Annotated in this window: 15 protein-coding genes; 6 read left to right on the forward strand and 9 right to left on the reverse strand. The window is 50.0% G+C overall.

Going from position 1 to position 22,150, the window contains the following annotated elements; genetic code table 11:
- Positions 1-115 precede the first annotated feature (115 nt).
- Positions 116-1,546 (forward strand): rhodanese-like domain-containing protein, encoded by a 1,431-nt coding sequence (locus KHS78_RS07675; protein ID WP_211826883.1) that lies wholly within the window; start codon positions 116-118, stop codon positions 1,544-1,546.
- A gap of 50 nt (positions 1,547-1,596) precedes the next feature.
- Here KHS78_RS07675 and KHS78_RS07680 read toward each other — a convergent pair whose 3' ends face one another.
- On the reverse strand, positions 1,597-4,047 hold the full coding sequence (locus KHS78_RS07680; protein WP_211826885.1) for a PP2C family serine/threonine-protein phosphatase: 2,451 nt from the start codon (positions 4,045-4,047) through the stop codon (positions 1,597-1,599).
- Positions 4,048-4,561: 514 nt separating this feature from the next.
- Here KHS78_RS07680 and KHS78_RS07685 point away from each other — a divergent pair.
- On the forward strand, positions 4,562-5,887 hold the full coding sequence (locus KHS78_RS07685; protein ID WP_211826887.1) for a hypothetical protein: 1,326 nt from the start codon (positions 4,562-4,564) through the stop codon (positions 5,885-5,887).
- A gap of 130 nt (positions 5,888-6,017) precedes the next feature.
- Here KHS78_RS07685 and KHS78_RS07690 read toward each other — a convergent pair whose 3' ends face one another.
- Positions 6,018-8,156, reverse strand: a complete 2,139-nt coding sequence (locus KHS78_RS07690) for a hypothetical protein (RefSeq protein ID WP_211826890.1) — start codon at positions 8,154-8,156, stop codon at positions 6,018-6,020.
- A gap of 282 nt (positions 8,157-8,438) precedes the next feature.
- Between KHS78_RS07690 and KHS78_RS07695 the strand changes: the two genes are divergently transcribed.
- From KHS78_RS07695 to KHS78_RS07710, 4 genes are all read left to right on the forward strand, one after another.
- Positions 8,439-8,798, forward strand: coding sequence for a hypothetical protein (locus KHS78_RS07695; protein WP_211826892.1), 360 nt, complete (start codon positions 8,439-8,441; stop codon positions 8,796-8,798).
- A gap of 117 nt (positions 8,799-8,915) precedes the next feature.
- Positions 8,916-10,127, forward strand: coding sequence for a PilT/PilU family type 4a pilus ATPase (locus KHS78_RS07700; protein ID WP_211826894.1), 1,212 nt, complete (start codon positions 8,916-8,918; stop codon positions 10,125-10,127).
- A 168-nt stretch (positions 10,128-10,295) separates the two neighbouring features.
- Complete coding sequence (locus KHS78_RS07705) at positions 10,296-11,525, forward strand: hypothetical protein (RefSeq protein ID WP_211826896.1); 1,230 nt, start codon at positions 10,296-10,298, stop codon at positions 11,523-11,525.
- An 80-nt stretch (positions 11,526-11,605) separates the two neighbouring features.
- Complete coding sequence (locus tag KHS78_RS07710) at positions 11,606-12,994, forward strand: hypothetical protein (RefSeq protein ID WP_211826898.1); 1,389 nt, start codon at positions 11,606-11,608, stop codon at positions 12,992-12,994.
- 25 nt (positions 12,995-13,019) lie between these two features.
- On the opposite strand, the gene KHS78_RS07715 is transcribed toward KHS78_RS07710, so the two are convergent.
- The 7 genes from KHS78_RS07715 to grdD form a co-directional block, all read right to left on the reverse strand.
- On the reverse strand, positions 13,020-14,039 hold the full coding sequence (locus tag KHS78_RS07715; protein ID WP_211826900.1) for a PTS sugar transporter subunit IIC: 1,020 nt from the start codon (positions 14,037-14,039) through the stop codon (positions 13,020-13,022).
- Positions 14,040-14,399: 360 nt separating this feature from the next.
- Entirely contained in the window at positions 14,400-15,428 is a 1,029-nt protein-coding gene (gene tdh / locus KHS78_RS07720; protein ID WP_211826902.1) for an L-threonine 3-dehydrogenase, read from the reverse strand.
- A 158-nt stretch (positions 15,429-15,586) separates the two neighbouring features.
- Entirely contained in the window at positions 15,587-16,783 is a 1,197-nt protein-coding gene (locus KHS78_RS07725; RefSeq protein WP_211826904.1) for a glycine C-acetyltransferase, read from the reverse strand.
- A gap of 70 nt (positions 16,784-16,853) precedes the next feature.
- A complete protein-coding gene (locus KHS78_RS07730; protein ID WP_211826906.1) occupies positions 16,854-18,119 on the reverse strand; it encodes a cation:dicarboxylate symporter family transporter in 1,266 nt (421 codons plus the stop codon).
- A gap of 209 nt (positions 18,120-18,328) precedes the next feature.
- Complete coding sequence (gene grdB / locus KHS78_RS07740; protein ID WP_246506214.1) at positions 18,329-19,627, reverse strand: glycine reductase complex selenoprotein B; 1,299 nt, start codon at positions 19,625-19,627, stop codon at positions 18,329-18,331.
- Between the two features lie 23 nt (positions 19,628-19,650).
- On the reverse strand, positions 19,651-20,943 hold the full coding sequence (locus KHS78_RS07745; protein ID WP_211826909.1) for a glycine/sarcosine/betaine reductase component B subunit: 1,293 nt from the start codon (positions 20,941-20,943) through the stop codon (positions 19,651-19,653).
- Between the two features lie 49 nt (positions 20,944-20,992).
- Positions 20,993-22,147 carry a glycine/sarcosine/betaine reductase complex component C subunit alpha gene (gene grdD / locus KHS78_RS07750; RefSeq protein ID WP_211826911.1) on the reverse strand — a complete coding sequence of 385 codons (1,155 nt, stop codon included), beginning with the start codon at positions 22,145-22,147 and terminating at the stop codon, positions 20,993-20,995.
- Positions 22,148-22,150: the final 3 nt, after the last annotated feature.

Below are 22,150 nucleotides of genomic sequence, written 5' to 3' on the forward strand. Positions count from 1 at the left end.
TACAAAACCGATGCAATGATGATCGCTTTTTTGATCTGCGTTAAAACATGCCCGGTATCCTTTCGGCATATTAATGCCCTTCTGCGACTATTGAACTCGCAACAAAAGGAAGACCATGTTGTACACATCTCTTGCCAGGGCAATTTGCCTGGGTGGTATGGTATTGTTTATTACCGCCTGCCAACCCGACAAGCCATCGATGACTGCATCTACTGCTTACACGACAATCGAACCACAGCAGTTGTCTCAGAAGCTGACTACATCCCAATACACACTGATTGATACCCGAAGCCCCGATGCTTTCAATGGTTGGACATTGCATGGCGAACAGCGGGGCGGGCACATTCCGGGAGCCAAACTCCTGTCTGCTGACTGGATTACCCGTGACCTTCCCGAACTGGACACGGCGTATCAACGTACCGGTATTCAGCCAGACCAATCCATCGTCGTTTATGGGTATGACCGCGAGCAAAGCACGGTTGTTGCCAACTGGCTCGTGAGTGAAATGGGGCTCAACGTAGCTCAGATCTCGATACTGAAAGGCGGCTACAACCAGTGGGCAGCCATCAAGGACAATCCTGTCGATCATTTGCCGGGGTATCACTCACTGGTTCCCCCCAGCGCTCTTAATGAGCAAATCAAAAACAATCCACAACTGAAAGTCGTTGAGATCGGCTGGGATGGTGGTAAGGGCAACGCATACCGTAAAGGCCATATCCCGAGCGCCCTGTACTGGGATGACCTGGAATTCGAACATCCCCCCATTTATGAACTCAACAGTGTTGAAGATATCCGTGCGTCGCTGCTACGACTTGGTATAGACAAAAAAACGCCAGTTGCCGTATACAGCACCGACTCTATTGGTGCCGCCCGTGGCGCCTCGGTCATGAAGTATGCCGGTGTCAGCGATGTGGTCATGCTCAATGGTGGCAAGAATGTCTGGTCCGCCGCCGGTCTTCCGCTGGATAAAGGCTGGGTTCAACCAATACCGGTAGAAGACTTTGGGGTGACCGGCCCGGGCGATGCAGGTGTCGTGATTGATATCGAGCAGGCGAAAGCACTGCGCAACCAGCACGATGGCGCACTGATCAGCATTCGCAGCTGGGAAGAGTATGTGGGTGATATCAGTGGCTACGGTTATTTCCAGAAGAAAGGCCGGATCACCGGCGCCCTCTGGGGACAGTCCGGCGACTCTGCCTGGGATATGAATGACTACCACAACCCGGATCACACCATGCGCAACTACCGGGAGATTGAAGCATTCTGGAGTCAATGGGGTATCCATCCGGATAGCATGGAGCTGGCTTTCTATTGCGGCAATGGCTGGCGAGCGTCGGAAGTCTGGTGGTACGCGCAGGCCATGGGTTACGAAAACAACCAGATATACAGCAGTGGCTGGATGCGCTGGAAAAATGATCCTGCTAATCCTGTATCAAAGGGCGATATTACCCGAGAGGAAAGCCTTCAAGACTGGCGTATTGCCTCAGGAAACCAGTCACCGGGTGTATTGGCAGCCGAAAAAGTCGACGTTGTTACCACCCACTGATGCAATAAATTACCCTGCCCTCTTTCTGTACAACATATGAAAGGGGGCATTTATGAAGCGATGCCCGCTTGCTCCAAATCCAGCAACCAACCAAGGGCAGTCGTGTTATCGCTTGATCCTGAACGGAAAACCTTTTCTGCCAAATCCTTGGTTAGCTTTTTCATACAGCCGTACTTTGTATAGTTCTCACAAATAAAAGCACCAATATTCTCAACACTATCCACTTCTGATACACCATCTGAGTAACAGATTACCAAGTGCTTATTACCCTGCAAGGACTTCACGCTGGTACGCCCCACGTTAGCTCGTGCTGTCAGTGCACCACCATAATGGGGATCACCGAATGCACTGCTCATACTGAGTTTTGGTACTCCTCTAGCGCTTCTAACTCCCAAGACTTTTTCATGGCCCGGTGCCGTGTCTGCATTCAATGTCCCTCCATACAGGGCTACACGTCTGGCAGTTGCTTTATCTGTCATTAGTTCTTCGGCACTTAATTGCTTTACAGTACCCGTCTCCGGGGTAATGAGCAGAGTGGTGCTATCACCAATATTGCAGGCGTAAAGATGCCCTCGATGATGCAAAAAAATCGCTGCTGTTGATCCGTCATCCCCGGTATAGCGATGATTCATCTTTACTGACGTCATAACCAGCGCATTATAAAACGCATCCAACGACCAGCCGAAACAACAGCGTTCATTCAGTTCATCTTTCAGCACATCACCAAATTGACTAGAAAAATGCTCCGCTGCATGAGGCCCTCCATGCCCATCACAAACCATCATCAACGTAAAAGTTTCTTCAACACCGCCAGCATGATATGAAACACTAGAGGTATGAAATGTATCTTCCATTCCTTTGTGACGTCGCCCTTGGATCGCAGCAACGCCTTTATCCTTATTTGTGCCTGGCAATGTGAGATGTTCATTCTGTTCTGGAAGCTTTTCAAGCTGTCTTGCCAAAAGCACTTCCTCTACTCGTTTTTCTCGCTGAACAAATTCATCACAGAGTTTACTGATACCAGACTGAACCCCAGGCAACGTCCTCGAACCAGCGTCTTGCCATATTGATTGTTCGTGTAATTCAATCCTCCACTGTGGTGGTAATTGACTTTTAGCCAATGAAATATCAGCACTTTGAAAACGACGCTGAGACCGTATCCCCTGTCTTTCAGCCTCCAGGGCGGTTGCCGCCATTCTTCTCCTCGCTATCTCAGGACAAAAACATTCGGCATATTCAGCGCGAAGAATCGTTTCACGGTATTTCGAACGATACGTGGCAGGCACATCGATCAATGCAAGATCAAGTCTGCGAAAGAGGGCGTAACGAACCAGGTTTGATAATACGTCTTCATGACAAGCGTCCAATTTAAGGCGTTTAACCACCTTTGTGAGATATGGTTTCTCTTTTGACGCAATGAAAGCCTGAAAAAGATGATGCCCCTTAACAACCTCTTTGTACATATCACAGGTTAAGCCGGCAAGTGTTTCAAGCTCACCCAGCGTGAAGTACTCAGACTCAATCACGGCCATCAACCGTTCTATTTCTAATCTGATCTCCCTGATCTCAGTCTGACAGTTTGTCGTAATACATTCGTTAGCCCGCAAAGCATTCAGCTCACTCATTAACTGTTTAACGCATTCTCCAAACTCAGCCTCTATGACGTTTTTTTCTTCGGCATCACCATACCTCCACTTGAAAAAGCAGCTAAACAGATCATCAAAAACTCGGTTACAACGTTGATCAAATTGACGCGTCACCTGCGTTACCGTTAACAATGGCTGCTTGATTGATTCTAACGCGGACTCTTTCGCCTTATCCTCCTGAAGTTTTTTGTTGATAGCCTTCATCAGCTGCATCAATATGTTTTTATGGCATAATTCTATAAAGGAGAAATCCCTATGGAGAGAAAAGTACTCATCTAACGAAAACTTTATTTTATCACTTAGCTCAGTCTCTACTGTTGAAAAACAATCAGAATTCCAACCAGTCAGTTCTTCTTTTGACTTCGTAATTATTATTTCTGCAGCCAAACCAATGACTATTTTAAATTCACCACTCCAAAAAAACACCTTGGCAAACTCAGCATATCGATGGAACCACGCCATTTCATTAGAGCCACCTATCGCCAATACCTCCAAGCACTCCAAGCACTCCTTCATCAACAAGTGAAACTCTCGTTTTATAGCACGCATTGAGGTTCTTTCTGGTTCAGGTAGGAGGGCATTCTGTAACATTGACTGAATGGACGTTACACAAACCTTTATCATACGGGCAGGGGCAGTCTGAACACTCCATTCTTGTTTATAAAAACCATCTTCTTTTTCAATATTATCGTCATGTACTCTGGAACAGAGATTCAATTGACTGCGCCACGCCTTAACATCCTTTCGACATACGCGCCAATGAAACGCCCCTTCAAAAGGCTCACGACACCGATCAGTTTTCCAGAGATTATCGTCCGAAGCCGCCCGCCTCAAACCCGCCTGACTTAGTTTCATAAAACATCCTTACACATGACAAATTCCAAACAGCGTTAACTACGAGCGCTTCGTTGTTACCAGCGTTTCCTCCATAAATCAGGATATGGATAAGTGCTGCTCTCACTTTAGGCTACCTAAAACAGCACAGAACCATGACATCTTCGATCAGGATACCCTACGCTATTTCACCAGAAGCTAGCGATACATCAACCAAACAAGAGAGGTAAAATAAACTTATTTCCCTTTTCTTTATTGCCTGTCTTAGACAAGACTATTTTAAAAAACACTTCACTTGCTAAAAACAGATTAAGATTCCGACAAACCAGTCATACTTCTCGAAACGCAAATCATCATTTCGAATCAGAAATAGAGACATTTTTTGACAATAAGTTCCTGCCAAACAGTGGTAGCATCAGTAAACCAAACACCTCTGTCAGCATTGCTGAGGACGATAACCGGTTTACGTTACTCATCCATAAATGGTAAATATATAAGATTGAATACACGGTTGTCGGCAGGAGCTCAGCAACCCATGGCCTACATAAAAGTAATGCTGTTTTACCTGATAGGGTTGATCTGCGGGATCATCACCCTCGCCATGGCTGTTGATCCGACCGTTGGCTGGATGCCTCCAACCCTCTCAGGCCTGGTCACATTCCTTTTTGTATATCTTGCCGGCCCCGCAACCTCTGACCCTGGCTATGCACCTCCCCGTGCCAGGCAGGATGAGGAAGAGGCGGCCCCGGCCACACTGCCCGCCACTGAAAAAACCCCCTTGAACAGCGCCCTTAGCACCAATGATTCAGGCCGCCTCATCTACCAGATACCCCCTATCGAGAAAACAGCCAACGGCTATCTGCTCAATCCTGGCACCACCTCTCAACTAACACTGGCCACCGACTCCGAAGAGATCGCCCAAGCGGTGAGAGAGCGGATTGACCACTACGAAAATGGCGAGTGGCTCGAAAAGGCCCCCCTTGCACCGGTGCTCGCACGCTACCAGGCCCATTGCCTTGAGGTTGACGCCTACATCAAAAAGCACAAAAAACAGTTCAAGGAAACCATCAGTTCGCTCATTGAAAACTCTCAGGACTGGGAGGGCGCAAATAAAACAGATCAAAGCTACATGATGAGTGAATTTACCGACAAAGCCATGCAATCGCTTCCCATCCGGCTCTCGTCCGACATTGCCCCGTTATTGCGTGATGTGCCGGATACCAAAGGCCTTGATGAGATTTTCATCACCAACCACGGTAAAGAGGCCCACGAAATCTACATCCCCTATGCCTCGCATATCGAAAAAATCATGCAGATCAGCGACACTGACAAACTGGTTATTCAGCATATGAAAAAGCTGGTTAACGCAACCCTCTGCCTGCAGGGCGCGGATATTCCACAATCGGTGTTACTGCAGCAGCTCAGCATGACTGACCTGTCTGAATTGATCTCCGACTGCAACATCCATGAAAAAGCCAAGAACAAGGCCGATGCGATTTCCTTGCTGGAAGGTGCAAAAGGTGTCATGGGGAAACTGGTCAATATACTGCCGTTGAGCGAACTCTATTACCTGATTCCCCCAAAAGGCATGGAGAAAAAGATCCGCGATTTACAGATGGCCTGGCAATACTATGAAGCGCTGGCCAAGCTGATGAAAAGCACCTACAGCGTTGCCCGAACCAATACCTTCCGACTTATTACCGCGCCGGAGGGTGAAAAACTTCGCTGGGAAGTCAAAAGCTGCGATGACTGCGCTGACTGTGAATCCCTGCAACTGATCTATGAGCACAGCCCGCCGCAACCCCCTTTGCATGTTGGCTGTCAGTGTCTGATATTCTGGCATACGGCAGCAGAAGGGTAAGACGTTATATCTTCCTATACAGATCAACCGTCGTCATGTACTCACCCTATGTCACCTAAAATTCAAACCCACCGAACGTACTGATGATCCTGTCTAATAGCCCCACAGACAAGGCGCCATGCTTGAAACGTTACTGCTCCTCGGATGAATCCTCCCTATCCTGCGCAGATAAAGGTCCGGGTACTGGAACTGGAACTGGAACTGGAACTGGAATTGGAATAAGAATAGGAACAAGGATCGGAGCAAGAACAGGCATGGGTATGGGTATGGGCATGGGAAGTATCAACGGCGACTGACTGGTCTGAGGAGTGGATTCCGCCACTACGCTACTGTCGGAAGCGCTGACAGTGACGGCACTCACGGCTTGTCCTGAATCAGGCTGACGACTCCCTCCGCCTACCACTGGTTGTTTCTTTTGATAATGCCTAGCCACATAATCTGGCACCCCAGTCTGAGTCCGTACCTCTTCCCACGTCTTACCTTCACTGCGCAGCGCCAGAGCCTGCATTTTTTGTTCATGAGTATACTGCTTCTTAGGTATAGGCTCTTTACTCTTCTGCTTATCTGATATTTTCTTCTGCGTTTTAACATTAGTTACAAGGCACTTATAAATATTCATGAAATCATAACGTCTGTTAAAAGGTTCAAGATTAGTTGTTAGCGTTTTATTACTAACAGGATCATGGAGAGTCACACTCCTTTCTTCCAGATAATCGCGTAGAATTTTCCCGTCTTCGACCTCTTGTTTTAACTTCCACTTTGATAATATGTCAGGCTTACCCTGAAAATATTTCATAAACGCGATCGGTAACTGATCAGATCCAACGTGTACATGAATAATTTCCGCTTTAGATTTCCCTCTTTTTTTATGTCTACTGATCCCCACAGCCTTCAAATCATTAATCAACCCCTCTGTCTTTTTTCTTATAAGCTCCATTGCATCAAGGGCAATCCCCCCACAACTATCATAGTCATACTGCAATCTTAGAGAGGGATACAAAATATATATCCACTTATCCTGATAAACACCCTGTAAAGCCTCTTCGATCTCACACCTTAATTTACGCGCCACTTCATTCTCACTACCAAGCGTCTCATGAATATAACATACCCATGAATTATTATTTTCAAACAGGAAGACAGCTACAGTATGCAAATGACTTTCCAAATGATAAAAAAAGTGTATCCGCTGCCGTTTAGTCGACTCATTCAAAAAAACAGGAAGTGAATCCTTTGTACACCATTTCCAAGCAAGTGACTCTCTCCCACCTTTATCTGAAGGCGAAGCCCCCTTATCCTGCTCACATTGATGCTGATAAATCGTACTGATAACCTCTTTAGACAAAAACGGTTCACCGTCACTAATCGTAATACTTTCAGCGTGTTCATCGGCAATAAGAGGCGCTTGGTAGACTAGCGTTTTCAATTCAAATTTCACAGGTTTGTTTCGGTAATGATATAGCAGTTTCCACACCATATCTTCTCTTTGGAACACTGCACCCTCTCCGGGTTTAAGCCAAATCGTATCAATTGACATATGACTGCTACGCGTGTTTTTAGGTAGCTTGAATGACATCTGCATGTCGCATTTTTTCGCACTTCCTGCAAGATGGGCACTCGCCCATTGATCAACAGCAGGACTGGAAAAAAACACCGCGACGACCTTGCCGGTTGCAACATTACCTCTACCGGGTAATTCCACATAGGATTGTTTATCACTTAAGTCTTCTGGCTTACCAAGATAGCCACAGGTGAATACCTCAACAGAAGGCGACTTGGACTCTTTACATTCAATCAAAAAATCATCGGCATCCTCTATTTTTTTTACTAGTTGAATAACGGCATCACTTTCTTTTTCCACTGAAGTGCCTGCATGACTTTCTTCCTTTGCGACCGGAGTAGACGCATCATCTTCTTGTTTTTTACGTTGACTAAAACAGACTTCAATCCTATCAAGAATCTTAATATGGAACTCCCTGTCTGGTGGTTTATCAAAGCCTGGGAATTTCGCATGGAAAACCGGGAGTATTCGTGTTTTCAAGTCAATGCCATAACTATCCCACACCTTCTGTGGCACATACCGCTCCCTCTCAGATGGGGATAAAGAAACAACCCGGATTTTCTCCATACTTCCGACATAGATCCCCTCCCTTAGCTGAACCTTATCTTTAAAGTCAAACATCCTTTTTGCTTTATGAGGCGTACTATCATGCGACAGTTTTCTTTTACCCATTCCGCTTGAACCCGCAACTGCAGGCAGATTTTCCATATTGGCAACCATGTAACTAAGAAAGAATTAATGCATGACCGTTTGTCTGAAAGAAACACATAAAGTTTCATTTCAAACCTAACAAAGCAGACTTGAACGATTAAAAAACACGCAACTATACGTTTTGGTTATAAAAAACTAAAAACCAGTAAAAAAACTGACATTTTCTTCATGAAATGCGCAAATAACACATCAATTATGTCTTAACACCCACTCCCTACCCCCAGCCTTTATTGCTATCGTTAATTAATAGTGCGAGTCCACGGAGGGATTTACACTACTATGCACAGACCTTTTATTGTCAGCCTGGATTCAACGGTATTTTCCAGCCAGAAAGTGGGTGAAAACGCCCGTCTTCAGGAAAGCGTGAAATATAATCATGCCACTGAATCCATTACAACGGTCAGCACATCCACTATTGGTCACCTGCTGTCCCGTTGCCAGCCCCGCTTTTTTATCAATCGCTCCTTTTATGCAGCCGTATCGGATGCTTATGGTGAGCATGCCGTCAGAGAAGCGTTCCATGCCTTCTATCATGAGGCGTATTCTCATCACCATACCGTGATCACACAGCATGATGCCGAACACCTGCTGCAGGCAGCCAGAGCGATCGATCAGGGCGTCTGGTCGAATCACCAGTAACCGTTGGCTCCCTTCATTTTCCGCACACCGGGACGTCCCTCCCAATTGCTTCTGGCTGTGCTTTACTTAGATACGATAACCATTTCCAGTAAGACCTCGTATCAGGGACGATAGCGTATGGAATTCAATAAGATGCTCAAGATTCTGGCGAGCAAGGACGGCTCGGATCTGTATCTTTCCACCTATGCGCCTCCCTGTGCGAAATTCCAGGGTACATTAAAGCCCCTGGCCAAGGAGCCGTTTCAATCCGGTGATATTGAAGCCATTGCCAACAGCATTATGGATGAAGAGCAGCGTCAGGATTTTGAGCGTGAGCTGGAAATGAACCTGGCGATATCCATACCCAACTGTGGCCGGTTCCGGATCAATATCTTCAAGCAGCGCAATGAAATCTCCATCGTTGCCCGGAACATCAAAACCGACATCCCTAAATTTGACGACCTCAGACTCCCTGAAATCCTGAAAGACGTCATCATGACCAAGCGCGGGCTGATCCTGTTCGTCGGTGGAACCGGTTCCGGTAAGTCAACCTCCCTCGCGGCCCTGATCGATTACCGGAACAGCAACTCCGGCGGCCATATCATCACCATTGAAGACCCGGTTGAGTTTGTGCATAAGCACAAGAAAAGCATCATCAACCAGCGCGAAGTCGGTGTGGATACCCGTAGCTTCCATGCCGCCCTCAAAAACACCCTGCGCCAGGCGCCGGATGTTATCCTGATCGGTGAAATCCGGGACCAGGAAACCATGGAATACGCCATGGCCTTTGCCGAAACCGGTCACCTGGCGATTTCCACCCTGCATGCCAACAACGCCAGCCAGGCGCTGGACCGGATCATCAACTTTTTCCCGGAAGAGCGGCGCAAACAGCTGCTGGGGGATCTCGGTAATAATCTCCGGGCATTCATTTCCCAACGCCTGATTCCCACCGTGGATAAAAAGCGCTGTGCCGCGATTGAGATCCTGCTCGGTACACACACGATCAAGGAATTGATTCAAAAAGGTGACCTGGCCTCCATCAAGGATGTCATGCTCAAATCCGAAGAATTAGGCATGCAAACCTTTGACAGCGCACTTTTCAAGCTCACCGTCGAGGGAAAAATTACCGAAGATGAGGCGTTGAAAAATGCTGACTTTCCTAACAATCTTCGTCTAAAACTCAAACTGCACCATGAAAACGGTAGCAGTTCGAGCAGTGGTGGTCTGGATCTCAGCGTAGAGCCAATTAAAACAGAAGAGGACGAAAAGGAAGAGGAAGAACTCGCAGAACTGGAAGCCTTGAAAAAACAACACCAGCCTGACAATAAAAAGCCCGATGCCAAAAACTAGCTTCGAAAAGTAACGGATAAGACAGGAAAATTCCTGCCAGCACCTGTTAAGTAAATTGACAATACCAGCCCCATAAATCCGCATTGCGGAACTACAGCTGTTAATACCAATCTATAGGTTCACATTAACCACTGCAGTAAACGCTGATATAGCGCTGAGGTATATTTTATGGCTGCTCCCTCAACGTCAACAGGTCGTACCAAGTACCACACGTTCCCATCACGAGAAACCACCTCGACCGCTCAAACAACCAGATGGGGTATTTTGCGCACCTTGCCATCTGCAATGTATTCATGCTGTTCAGACATCGCAGCGTACTTTAGCCTTAGCACAAGCAGAAGAAGTATCAACGATAGACGCATTCAGCTTGAGCGGTTAACACAAGCAGCTTATGCTCCAATGGACAATCAGGCTATCCAAGAAGAATGCAGAGCGTTTTGTAAGTTCGTCGACACCACTATCAAAGCAGAACAGCAAGATTTGCAAAGTGCACTGACAGCCTATATTAGCGACAGATTATTTCACGCCCAAGAAACAGAAAAATGCATAACGTTTAAAATACAATTAATATGCACCTTCGCACAGGCGCTATGCGAAAATAAAACAATAAAAAAACCTCAACCACTACTTAATATACTCAGGAGTGAATACCAAGCCCTCATATTTGAATTGCAGAATACAACAATAGATATTCATGACAGCATCGACCACTACGGCATTGTAACCAGCCAAAAAATTGAAGAGCTTCAAACGATGTTTGAATATAGTATAAGACAATACATTATGGATAACCCTGAAGCGCATCAACAAACAATAATCAGTACAAACTGTCATATTCCGACATCCTGTGTTAGTCATCTAGAAAGAAACATCCCCAACAACAACTATTACCTGACAGATAGTCAAAAGCTAGAACAGTATCCCGTCCTTCCATCGACACACACACCGCTTGAAAGAAAAAAAGCCATTCCTCCATTTGCTGAAAAATTAGCATTACTGCTAAACCACAATGAAAACCTGCAAACTGCCATTTGTCAGCATCTTACTGAGGACATGGGCTTTGCATTAACATCAGTATTCAACGGTTTATTAAGCGTTTTATTAGGTCCACAAACCATATTACTTGAAAGCACACCAACAATAAACACTGCCATCACCAAAAAAAAACCAGCATCATTGGACAACCCTGATGATTTTGTCGTCACAATGAAATTTTGTATTCATCCTGTCCTTAATCGCATTCATACCGATGCATTCGGCAACACTGAAAACCTTAGTCAAATTCGTGAAGAATGGTCGGGAACAAAAATTTGGGCAGAGGCAATACTATCCTTTCGCTCCTGGATGCCTGATACCGTGCAGTTTGCACCTTTAGAAATACACCTGACTCTACCTTGAGACGACATAATCGTTTCCAAGATTTGAGTCTCTACGGCGAATAGTGCCTACAAAAACCAGCAAAGAATGAGGGTTAATGCATGCTTTCAAAACCTCTCCACAGTGAGGCTCGATTATCTCCCACGATCTCCGCATATCATCTGGATAGTGACTCTCATCCAACGGGTGAGAGCTATTTTATGCAGTTGCCACCTGCTAATTCTATAGCCGACATTTTTTTTACATTTATATGCTGTAGGCGAACACGACCTGTTACCCAAGAAACAATCCCTCTTCTTTTAGAAGGCATGCAAACGCCAATAACTACTGATGCCCCTGATACATTTCCGTTTGTACTGGGTGATTTTGAAAACTTTGTATCTGAACCAGAAACAATAATTGCTTATGAAATTGAGGCGTTAAAAAAACAGGTAACAAAGACTTTAGCCACTATAACAAAAGAGAGCTTTTTTCTGGAGAACATGTGGTCACATATCAAAACTCGACTAAAAGAATACGAAGCCCATAAACTCAGAATGAAACTATGTCTCATTGACACCCTCACCAAAGAGCTAAAAGAAATATCCATCAATCCTGAAGATTACCTGCCTGCGCCATATCAAAGGCCTTCACAAACCCACTTCACTGCAGAAGCAACCCGAATACTCAGAGGTATACCTTTTGAGATTGTGGATGATTTGCTAAAGCCTGCTTTCTGTGAGGAATGCATTTCAGATATCAATGAATTAATCATAGACATTGAATCGAACCATGATACCTCTTTAACAATGACTGACGCAGCGCTATCGCGCATCCATAAAACAATAAAAAAACAACTCCGCGAAACAGCATTACAAAATGTGCACCGTGGAAAGATGGAGTTAACTCTAAAACTAAAAGATCAATTAATAAGAAGCATACCAAAATACTCATACACAGTCAGAAATCAACATGGGCGCATTGGTGCGAAATTAGCAAGCGACAGAGAGCTATCGAACATTGATCTCAGAAAATTTATTTCACGCATTCAATCACTAACCCTAACCAAGTCTACTACAGTCGACTTTATCCTTTGCCACCTTCTTGAGGATACAATTTTTTTCATTAATGAAGCTTTAACGAAGATCCTCCCCCATTTCTTAGGTGTTAGCGTCAACATATCACCTGAAAACCAGCACGCAAGATTCACCATAATGGAGTTGAGTAACCACTCACACACTGCAAACACAAGTTCAGATAATTCCACAATTAGAATAGAGGTTTCTTTATTTCATCCTGGCAAAGACATCATAATCACCACATTTCCACAACCATTGAATATGGGGCAAATTATTCCGTCTCCTGACAGTGTCTCCCTTCGTTGTGAGCTGGCTGTAACAATCAACCCTCGTAAACCACATAGGCCAACGTTCAGTAAGCTTAAAGTTCAAATGACGCCAAAACAAAGAAGATCCCATTCATTGGGACCTTCTTTTGGATTAAAACGCTAACTCACTGGTTTTAACCATAAAGAATTCACACAGGCTGAGGCGCAGGTGCCTTGGCTGCACCACTGAGCTTCAGGTGAATCTCGGTTCCGACAAAGCCAGCCAGCGTACCACCGATCACCGCGACCACCAGCGCACCGATCACATTCATCGGGTCGTTGAAGGCAAACGGCGCCAGCAGGCCGGGAATCGGCGCAGCAGTACCTGGCGCGTTGTTGATGATCCCGAAGTAAACCGCACCCAGACCTGAGAGTGCGCCACCAAAGAAGTTACAGGAGTAGAACTTCAGGGCATTCATGGTGACAATCGGCGCCTGGGTCAGTGGCTCGAGCATGATCGCCGCCACGTTACCGTTATTCCCCAGCTTGAGACGCTTGAGCACAATACCGTTAGTGAAGCTGCCACCGACACAGGCAATGGCGGCAATACCCATCGGCAGGCCGGTCAGGCCCAGGATGGCGGTCAGTGCCATGGAACTCAGTGGTGAGGTGCAGACAATCTTGATGATGCCGCCCAGCACAATGCCCATCACGTAAGGTGACTGTTTGGTCGCTTCACTGATAGCCAGTCCGACAACTCCGAGCGTCTCATTGACCACCGGCGCAGACCACATCGCCACCAGATAGGCAATCGGCGCCGTAATCAGTGCACCAGCGATCATGTTCACACCTTCCGGCAGCTTCTCTTCCAGAACCTTGGCAATGAAATAGCAGGCATAACCGGCAATGAAGCCTGGCAGAATCCCCTGCCCGGCGACGGCGACACCCGCGACGACCGCAAGCACGGGGCTGGCTCCCATACCAATGATGACCAGCATGGCAGCCGCCGGACCGCCCATGGAGCCGGCAGCCAGGCCAGTTTCTTTCAGGAAGGCAATCCCTATGAAATCACCGGTGATGTAGGAATGAACCGCTTCGACAAGGAAGCTGGCAATGGCCGCATTGGCCAATCCCCCCATGGCAGCGCGACCTTTTGGCATGTAAGCACTGAACAGTGAAAACAGCGACAGTGTGATGAGCAGTAACGTGACACCCTTTAGGAGTTCCATACTCAGACCCTTTTTTGTTGATAAAATCGGTTCGTACGTTACGTCGCAAAACCTGTTATCCACTGTTCCTGCATGGTCCCACCAATGACTGGGACGCTATTTCCCGTTTTGCGACGGCTTACAAATTCGTCAAATGTCCTTTCACTCCACCAGGGTCGACGTTCGATGCTGACCCCTACTGCCCCATTTTCAGCGTTTTACACGTCATTTGTCGTTTTTATTGCGTGTATTCTGCTGTTTGGGTATTGCTGCTTTCAGTTATCTGGATGACTTCCTTTCCATCTCTGGTCTGATCCCGTGTCAGAAGACCCGGGACATGGCAGACGGCAATCCTGCCGTCTGCTTTCGATCAGCGAGCTATCAGCTCCAATCAAGGACAACCTTGCCGGACTTGCCGCTGGCCATCACTTCAAAGGCTTCCGCGTAGTTATCCACGTGGTAGCGATGAGTAATGATCGGCTCCATGTTCAGGCCGCTCTGGATCATGCTGGTCATCTTGTACCAGGTCTCGAACATTTCACGGCCATAGATGCCCTTGATGAACAGACCCTTGAAGATGACGTTGTTCCAGTCGATCACGGTGTCCTTACCGGGAATACCCAGCAGGGCTACCTTGCCGCCATTTTCCATGTTGGCCAGCATCTGGTTGAAGGCAACGCCGTTACCGGACATTTCCAGACCCACGTCGAAACCTTCACGCATGCCCAGCTCGGTCATGACGTCTTCCAGGGATTCCTTGGAGACATCAACCACACGGTTGGCAGCACCCATTTCACGGGCCAGCGCCAGACGGTAGTCGTTTACATCAGTGATCACCACGTGGCGGGCACCCGCGTGACGAGCGATGGAAGCGGCCATGATGCCGATAGGGCCAGCGCCGGTAATCAGTACGTCTTCACCGACCATGTCAAATGACAGCGCGGTGTGAACGGCATTACCCAGCGGATCGAAGATGGCGGCCAGGTCATCGGAGATATCATCGGGCAGCGGGTAAACGTTGGCCGCAGGAATCGCCAGGTATTCTGCGAAAGCGCCCATACGGTTAACACCCACACCGACAGTGTTCGGGCAGAGATGGTGACGGCCTGCTCGGCAGTTACGGCAGTGACCGCAGACGATGTGACCTTCACCGGACACACGGTCACCGATCTTGAAGCCTTTCACTTCCTTGCCCATCTCAACGATTTCACCGGCGTATTCGTGACCGACAGTCATACCTACGGGGATGGTCTTCTGCGCCCATTCGTCCCAGTTGTAGATATGGATATCAGTACCGCAGATAGCCGTCTTCTTGATCTTGATCAGGACGTCATTGTGACCGACTTCTGGCATCGGCTGTTCGTCCATCCAGATGCCTTTTTCAGCCTTGAGTTTGGCCAGCGTTTTCATGTGTGTACCTTACAACCATTACCTTGTGGGTATTCTGACTGCCATTGTGCAGCATCCGTGGAAATACAGTCTTGACCGCACCCCCTTGACCCGGACTGCACTTTTGGTGTCAGTCCCCGGACGCTGACCTTGTGGGTCAGCGCCGGTCATTCTTTCGATCAGATGACGCCCAGTTCGCGGCCAACCTTGGTGAAGGCGGCGATAAGGCGCTCAATGTGCTCACGGTCGTGGGCAGCAGACATCTGAGTACGGATCCGGGCCTGACCCTGTGGTACCACGGGGAAGCAGAAACCGATTACGTAGATACCTTCTTCCAGCATCTTCTCAGCAAATGCCTGGGCCAGCGATGCATCAAACAGCATGACCGGAATGATCGCGTGATCCTTGCCCGCCAGGGTGAAGCCCAGCTTCTCCATTTCAGTGCGGAAGTACTGGCTGTTGTCACGCAGCTTCTGACGCAGCTCTGCACCGTCTTCCAGCATGTCCAGCACCTTGACTGACGCGTTGGCAATCGCCGGGCACAGGGTGTTGGAGAACAGGTACGGACGAGAGCGGTTACGCAGCATCTCGATCACTTCACGGCGTGCAGCGGTATAGCCGCCGGAAGCGCCACCCAGGGCTTTGCCCAGGGTACCGGTAATGATGTCGACACGGCCCATGACGTCGCAGTACTCGTGGCTGCCACGCCCGTTCTCACCGATGAAACCCACGGCGTGGGAATCGTCGACCATCACCATGGCGTTATACTTGTCCGCCAGATCACAGACGCCTTTCAGGTTGGCAATGATGCCGTCCATAGAGAAGACACCGTCAGTGACGATCAGCTTGTAGCGGGCGCCGGCTTCTTCAGCTTCCTTCAGGCGGGTTTCCAGCTCGGCCATGTCGTTGTTGGCATAACGGAAACGCTTGGCCTTGCACAGACGCACACCGTCGATGATGCTGGCGTGATTCAGGGCGTCACTGATGATCGCATCGTCCGGACCCAGCAGAGTTTCGAACAGGCCGCCGTTGGCGTCGAAGCAGGAGGAATACAGGATGGTATCTTCCATACCCAGGAAGTCGGAGATCCGCTTTTCCAGGGTCTTGTGGATTTCCTGGGTACCGCAGATGAAGCGCACGGACGCCATGCCGTAGCCCCACTTGTCCAGACCTTCCTGACCGGCCTTGATCAACTCCGGTGAATTCGCCAGACCCAGGTAGTTGTTCGCACAGAAGTTCAGAACCTCTGCACCGGAATTCACGGTGATGTCGGCCTGCTGCTGCGAGGTGATCACACGCTCGCTCTTGTACAGACCCTGTTCTTTCATGTCGTTGAGCTGGCCTTGAAGGTGCTCGTAGAAAAATGCCTTGTTCATTCGCGTTCAGCTTATTTCTTCAGGAGTAACACAGTGGCGTGCCAGGATCACCGGCACACCGCATCGAGAACTATTTCGTCGCTGCAACTGCTTGTTCTGCAGCGTCTTTTTCATGGAGCGATTTCATCGCGGCCTGGTCCTTCGCGGTCAGCTTGTCGACGATCATGGAGATCGCGCCGTCACCGGCCACGTTGGAGGCAGTACTGAAGGCATCGTTGGTGATACCGAGGGTATACATGATGCCGGACATTTCCGGGGTGAAGCCCATGAAACTCTTCAGGACAGGGACAGTGGCCGCTGGCGCACCACCAGGAACACCGGGGGCTGCGATCAGGATAATGCCGAGGAAGATGACCAGCGGCAGCATCATGGCCAGAGTCGGAACTGTACCATGGAACAAGAAAAATACCGCCATGGAACCAAACGTTTGTGTCACTGCAGAACCGGTCAGGTGGATGGTGGAGCACAGCGGAATGGTAAAGCCGCGGACATCCTCAGACACACCATTCGCTTCGGCGCACTTCAGGGTCACCGGAATGGTCGCGGTGGATGACTGGGTACCCAGCGCGGTGAAGTAGGACGGCAGCATGTTCTTGATCGCGGTGATCGGGTTGCGGCCGGTCAGGCTGCCCGCCGTGAAGTAAAGCACCAACAGGTAAGCGATCTGCAGCATGATGATCACGCCGATGATGCTGGCAAAATTGAACAGGTTCTGGAGGATGTTTCCCTGTGCGGACATCTTCGCGAAGATGATGCCGATGTGGTAAGGCAGCAGCGGCACAATAAAGCCGCCCAGAATCTTGATAACAATCTGCTTACCGTCGTCCAGAAACTTCGGCAGGGTCTCGCTCTTGATGAAAGCAGCGGCCAGGCCGATGGAGAATGCCAGGGCGATCGCGGTAATGATGCCCATGATCGGCTCGAAGGTGAAACTGGCCGGCAGGAAGGAGCCAACATTGATAGCATTGGCTTCTGCGGCAGAACCGGGCGTTACGATAGCCGGGATAATGCTGGCGCCCAGCAGGTAGGCGATCAGGGAGACACCGAAGGCGGAACCGTACGCCAGCGCGACGGTAATCAACAGCGCCTTGGAGGCTTTCATGCCCAGGTCAGCAATTGAGGGTGCGACCAGGCCGACAATTAAAAGCGGTACAAAGAAACCGACATAGCGGTTGAAAATATCACTGAAGGTGGCACCGACCCGCAGGCCATACGTGAGCACTGTGCCAAGACTGCCGCCGTCGGTAGCGGTGACGACCTGCCCGAAAAGAATACCTATGATGATTGCAATGATGACCTTCAGGAGTAAGGGCATCTTTTTCTTACCGTCTGTCATAACGACTTTCCCCCGGATGTTTCGTTGTTACTAGCGCATCAAAGTGGAACGGGTAAAACGATGGATGATCCGGAAAATCGTCAGGGGGGAATAGAGGAATTGGTTGGTTTAAAACGCATTATCGAGTCCCAGAATGTGTGAGGGTTTGTTTCTTATTGTTCGTTCACGCCTAAAAAAATCCCCCGGCACCGAAGTGCCGGGGGTTTACCTTAGAAGACTGTCTGGTCTTCGATCTCAGTGGCCAGCGCGACCAGCGCTTTTTCCACCAGACCTCTTCTCAGAACTTTCTCTTCAGTCGCATCCATCTTGGGGTTGCCCAGCGGATGAGGGATAGCGACGGCAGGAACGATACGGTTAGCACCTACAGTCTGGGAGATCGGCACAACAGTGGCGATATGGACGACAGGCATAACTTTTTCGATTTCTTTGACGAGCGTTGCACCGCAACGCGTGCAGGTTCCTCAGGTGGAGGTCAGAATGGCGGCGGTAACCCCCGCATTCTTCAGGTGCATCGCGATTTCAGCGCCGAACGCTTTAGAGTTGGAAACGGAAGTACCGTTACCGACCGTGGTGTAGAAGGTGTCGAACAACTTGCCGATCTTGCCTTCTTTCTCCATGTCGCGCAGTACGTCGACAGGCAGAACACGGTTGGAGTCCTGGTTACAGGCAACCGGATCGTAACCGCCGTGGGCAGTTTCGTGGGTTGCTTCGCACAGGCATTCCAGGCCGGCAATGCTGTAGGCGCCGTACTTAGAGGCACTGGAAGACTCAATGTGGTCAGGGTTGCCTTTCGGCACCACGCCACCGGAAGTCACCAGGGCGATAGTCGCAGTGCTCAGGTCCTTGACGGCTGGCTGAGGTGCAACACGGTCGAATACGGGCATTTCGTATTCAGTCTTGAAAGGCGTACCTTCGATCTTGGCGATCAGCATATCAACCGCACGCTTGGCGCCACGCTCTTCAGCGAAGAAGTTAACGCGCAGACCGCGAGGCATGTAGCCTTCTTCTTCCGGAGTACCCAGCTTGCCGTCTTTCTCAATGAAAGCGGTGATCAGCTTGGCCATGGCAGGCATTGCCTGACGCATGCCGGCTGCGCTGTTGGTGGTCTCAACCATGAAGGAGAAGTTTTTGTACAGCTCGTAACCGGGGTTCTCGTTGTACATGCCGCTGATGGTCGGGATGCCCAGACCGTTAGCCACTTCACCGACCTTGCCGCAAGCCATGCCGTAACGGCCAGCGTTGAACGCAGGGCCGGCAACCAGCAGGTCAGGCTTAATCTCTTCGAGAATTTCGCGGATGCCCATGCAGGCTACGCCTTCGTTCTCGTTGAAGTAGGAATCGCCGCAGATGATAGTCTTGACGATTTCTGCCTTGCCATTCAGGGCTGCAGACAGTGCAGTACCGGGTCCGACGGGGCCGTCTACCAGTTCGATAGGCAGGTTGGCTGCTTCTTCGCCACCCTTCTGACCGAAGAACTGGTTGATGTAATGAACAATCTTGATAGTCATGATCTGTTCTCTTCCTGTATTCCTTAACCTGCCATGGCAGTCAGGTTGTGGTAACCCAACTCGTTGGTAGCACCGGTGATCACCTGGATCTCTGCAGTGATGGAGCCGTCAGCGTGCAGGCTGCCGTCCCAACCACCGGCGATCATGTCGGCATAGGTGTCGTGACCGATCAGACGATCCATGGCCGGCAGGTGAACGACCTGGTTGGCGTTACCGTTGGTGACCACTGCGTCGCCCTTCGGTGTGGAGTCAGCCAGTGACTGGCTCTCACCGTTCTGGCCGGCGTATTCGTCGGTCAGCAGGACGGTCTTGATACCGGCTTCTTCCAGCTTGCGGCAGTTCATTACCAGGTCAGCATCGGGGTTACCGAAACCTTCCTCACTGACGATGACCGCATCCAGACCCATCTGCACAGCCAGCTTGGCCACGTAGTTGGAGGAACGCTCCTTGTCAGCCAGGGTCACGTTTTCGTTGGTCACGATCGCGCCCATGAAGTTGTACTTGGTGCCGTGGTGCTCATACAGCTCGTGGATAATCGGGCTGTTCTGGTGCACGATGCTGGGGTTCTTGTCACAGGCGGATACGCAGTTTCCGCTCATGATCGCGCCGTCCATCACTTCTGTGGGGTACAGCAGTGTGGGCAGAATGGTCTTGACGTCAACACCGTACAGATAGGTGTCGTGCATCAGGCCCTGGCTCTGCAGCATGTAGATGTAGCCGACCTTAGGCAGGTTCGGATACTGGGCAGCCTGCTCCAGCAGCGGCTTGGTTTCGTAGGTGCGGGTTTCATCCGCAGCCACGTCCTTGGCCAGCTTGCCAATCAGGTTGGCAGTTTCGATGCCGACCTTCCGCAGGATGGCTTCGTGATCATACTGGTTGCAGCTGTCGTCTACTTCACAGGTAATCACCAGGTTCTGGGTCTTGGAGAACGGCGTGTACTCCGCACCAGGACCACTCATATCGATGATACCTTCCTGGAAGCCCACCACTTTACCGGTAGTGACGATGGCCATGCCTTTCAGTACATGGGTACGGCCTTCGCCGACCATGGACTCTTCGCCGGGGTTGCGGCCCGGGAACATGGAACCCTTGCCTTCTGCCTTGACGCGTGGCTCGATGACATCTTTCACGGGCATGATGCGGGTCTTTTCGCCTGGCAGGGCGATGTCCAGCTTCACTTCAGTGATGCGATGGTCCAGTTCACGGATGAAACCAGTCAGTTCTTCCTGGTTGATCTGCACCCGTCCGGAGGAAAGAGCGGTGTTCTCACCGAACGCCAGCTCCTTCACATGGATATTGCCAATCTCTAGTTTCATTACACTCTCCTGAATAGCCTGTTGACCGGGCGCCGGAGCGCCTGATCGATCAAGCGATAAAACCGGATTCCTTCAACACCAGACGGGCCTGCTCAAGATCATCCTGCGCCACCATGACGACAGGACCGGTGCAACCCATACCGGTGCGTGCAAAGATCTGTTTTGCCCAGAGGGCGTCGCGAGCGGTTTCGATATCAAGGATATCGATGCCGTTGATATCACCGTCAGTGATCTTCTCCGGCGGCGCAGTCACGGTCTCAGTCTTCTCGGCGGCTGCCTTGGGCTTGAGGCCCTGCAGTACATCGTCAAGACCGGCGTCTTTCGCAGCCTTCATTTCACGACGGTAGACATCCAGAAGTTCACCCTGTGCGCCGTCAGCCATCAGGCGCATGGCCCCGGCGATAACGGGCGCACCGGAAGCGCGGGAGATGATGCCGACCAGGCGGCGGGCTTCTTCACCCAGGCCCGGGCCGTAGCCGTAGCCTAGTGCTTCGTAGCTGCCACCGGTGTTGAAGGAAGAGAACACCTTCATCATCAGGTTGCCGGTCAGGCTGTCCGCGACCATCACATCGGGCGCGCCCTGCAGCAGGTCATTACCGCGCATCAGGACACCACCGTCTGCACGGGCAGATTCGGTGAAGTTCATGCGGTAACCGTTGTCGATGAGCTGACGCAGTGCACGTTCTACCTGTGCCGCACCTTCCACATTCAGGATGCCCACGGTGGGTTCCTGGATGCCGGTGGCCTTGGCCAGTGCGATACCGGCGATGGCGTTCTTCACCATGGCGATATTACGGATGGTGTCGCTGGTGCCCGTGGTGGTGGCCAGGATCATCTCGCGGCCAACCGCCGGCGTGATCACCTTGCCCACGGTGCTGACACCCAGCGGGAAGCTGTAGTGCAGAGTGACGCAGGCATCGATCTTGCCTTCGTCCAGCAACGTTTCCATGACCTGGTGGCACTCAAGCAGATCAGAGGCCGGATGCAGCTCGAAAGGCGCCTCGGCAACGTCACCGATCAGAACCGGTTCGATATCTGCGTATGTGCGTGCTGCCAGTGTGGCCGCTCGCATCAGTTCATCAGAACCGTGCTCACTGCCGACCAGGGTCAGGCCGATACGCTTCTTGCGTCCGAAACTACCACTGACCAGGCCGTCGGCCATGTCACTGAAGGCACCGGCCAGGGCTTCATTAAGATTTGCCATGAC

Source organism: Kistimonas asteriae, from assembly GCF_018263925.1.
Taxonomy (GTDB): domain Bacteria; phylum Pseudomonadota; class Gammaproteobacteria; order Pseudomonadales; family Endozoicomonadaceae; genus Kistimonas; species Kistimonas asteriae.